Origin of the sequence: Xanthomonas sp. SHU 308 (genome assembly GCF_000364645.1) — a bacterium.
Taxonomy (GTDB): domain Bacteria; phylum Pseudomonadota; class Gammaproteobacteria; order Xanthomonadales; family Xanthomonadaceae; genus Xanthomonas_A; species Xanthomonas_A sontii.
In genome coordinates, this window is the sequence record NZ_AQOK01000913.1 from 1 (window position 1) to 2320 (window position 2320).

General features: G+C 70.7%; 3 protein-coding genes. 2 read left to right on the forward strand and 1 reads right to left on the reverse strand.

Going from position 1 to position 2320, the window contains the following annotated elements:
- Positions 1-137 (reverse strand): LysR family transcriptional regulator (locus D588_RS26960; protein WP_157836513.1); only part of this gene is annotated, 137 nt, incomplete at its 3' end.
- Positions 138-233: 96 nt separating this feature from the next.
- Here D588_RS26960 and trpB point away from each other — a divergent pair.
- Both trpB and trpA read left to right on the forward strand, forming a co-directional pair.
- A complete protein-coding gene (gene trpB / locus D588_RS0123660) occupies positions 234-1451 on the forward strand; it encodes a tryptophan synthase subunit beta (protein WP_017917761.1) in 1218 nt (405 codons plus the stop codon).
- 146 nt (positions 1452-1597) lie between these two features.
- Positions 1598-2320: tryptophan synthase subunit alpha (gene trpA / locus D588_RS0123665; protein WP_017917762.1), on the forward strand; the 723-nt coding region annotated here is incomplete at its 3' end.

Below are 2320 nucleotides of genomic sequence, written 5' to 3' on the forward strand. Positions count from 1 at the left end.
AGCAGCCGCACTTGGCGGCTCACCGCGCCATGGGTGACATGCAGTTCCGCCGCCGCCGCGCCGACGCTGCGCAGCCGCGCGGCGGCCTCGAACGCACGCAGGGCGTTGAGCGAGGGCAGGCGGCGCAGGCTGGTCATGTGAGTTTTCCTGACGGATTGCGTCAGACTTTATCGGTTTTTCTGTGGGAACGTGTGCGCTAAAGTGCAGGCCTGTCCTGTTGCCCCGGTTGCGCCATGTCCTCTGTCCCCGTCAGCGACTTCCACGCCTATCCCGACGCCGCCGGCCATTTCGGCCGCTACGGCGGCCGTTTCGTCGCCGAGACCCTGATCGGCCCGCTGCAGGAGCTGGCCGCCGCCTACGACGCCGCGCGCCAGGATCCGGCCTTCATCGCCGCCTACGACAAGGACCTGACCCACTACGTCGGCCGGCCCAGTCCGATCTACCACGCCGAGCGGCTCAGCCGCGAAGTCGGCGGCGCGCAGATCCTGCTCAAGCGCGAGGACCTGAACCACACTGGCGCGCACAAGATCAACAACACCATCGGCCAGGCGCTGCTGGCCAGCCGCATGGGCAAGACCCGCATCATCGCCGAGACCGGCGCCGGCCAGCACGGCGTGGCCAGCGCCACGGTGGCCGCGCGGCTGGGCCTGGAGTGCGTGGTGTACATGGGCGCCACCGACATCGAGCGGCAGAAGATCAACGTCTACCGGATGAAGCTGCTCGGCGCCACGGTGGTGCCGGTGCATTCCGGCTCGGCCACGCTCAAGGACGCGCTCAACGAGGCGATGCGCGATTGGGTGACCAACGTGCAGGACACTTTCTACATCATCGGCACCGTCGCCGGCCCCGATCCTTACCCGCGCATGGTGCGCGACTTCAACGCCATCGTCGGCCGCGAGGCGCGCGCGCAGATGCTGGCCGACTACGGCCGCCTGCCGGATGCGATCAGCGCCTGCGTCGGCGGCGGCAGCAACGCCATCGGCCTGTTCCATGCCTTCCTCAACGACGCCTCGGTGAAGATCTACGGTGCCGAGGCCGCCGGCGACGGCATCGGCAGCGGCCGCCATGCCGCCTCGATCGCCGCCGGCCGCCCCGGCGTGCTGCACGGCAACCGCACCTACGTGATCTGCGACGACGACGGCCAGATCGTCGAGACCCACTCGGTGTCCGCCGGCCTGGACTACCCGGGCGTGGGCCCGGAGCACGCGTTCCTGGCCGACAGCGGCCGCGCCACCTACCAGGGCATCACCGACGACGAGGCGCTGGCCGCGTTCCACCTGCTGGCGCATACCGAAGGCATCCTCGCCGCGCTGGAGTCCAGCCATGCCGTGGCGCAGTCGATCAAGCTGGCGCGCGAACTGCCCAAGGACGCGCTGGTGCTGTGCAACCTGTCCGGCCGCGGCGACAAGGATGTGCACACCATCGCCGCGCGCGAGGGGCTGACGCTGTAACGCTTTACCCTTCTCCTTCGGGAGAAGGTGGCGCGGAGCGTCGGATGCGGGTGCGGGCGCAGCCACGTACTCACATTCCGCACCGCTTCGCCTCTTCCCCTCACCCCAACCCCTCTCCCGGTGGGAGAGGGGCGCATAGGTCCCCCATGAACCGCCTCGCCGATACCTTTGCCCGACTCGATGCCCACGGCCGCAAGGCCCTGATCCCCTTCCTCACCGCCGGCGATCCGTCGCTGGAGGCGACCGTGCCGGCGATGCACGCGCTGGTCGAGGCCGGTGCCGACGTGATCGAGCTGGGCGTGCCGTTCTCCGACCCGATGGCCGATGGCCCGACCATCCAGCGCAGCTCCGAGCGCGCGCTGGCGCGCGGCGCCGGCCTGCGCTACGTGCTGGAGACGGTCAGCGCGTTCCGCCGCGACGACGCCACCACGCCGGTGGTGTTGATGGGCTACCTCAACCCGGTGGAGATCCACGGCACCGCGCGCTTCGCCGAGGAAGCGGTGGCGGCCGGCGTGGACGGCGTACTGCTGGTCGACCTGCCGCCGGAGGAGTCGGCCGAGACCCTGACGGTCTTCGCCGACGCCGGCCTGGACCTGATCGTGCTGGCCTCGCCGACCACCAGCGATGCGCGCATCGACCTGTTGTGCGAGGCGGCGCGCGGCTATCTGTACTACGTCAGCTTCGCCGGCGTCACCGGCGCCGACCGGCTGGATACCCGTGCCGCCGGCGATCGCCTGCGCCAGCTGCGCGCGCGCTGCCCGGTGCCGGTGGTGGCCGGCTTCGGCATCAAGGACGCCGCCAGCGCCAAGGCCATGGCGGTCGATGCCGACGGCGTGGTGGTGGGCAGCGCGCTGGTCGCGGCGCTGGCC

Bases quoted from the DNA above. Each gene is read 5' to 3' on its own strand.
- trpB (WP_017917761.1), top strand. From the start codon at position 234: ATGTCCTCTGTCCCCGTCAGCGACTTCCACGCCTATCCCGACGCCGCC.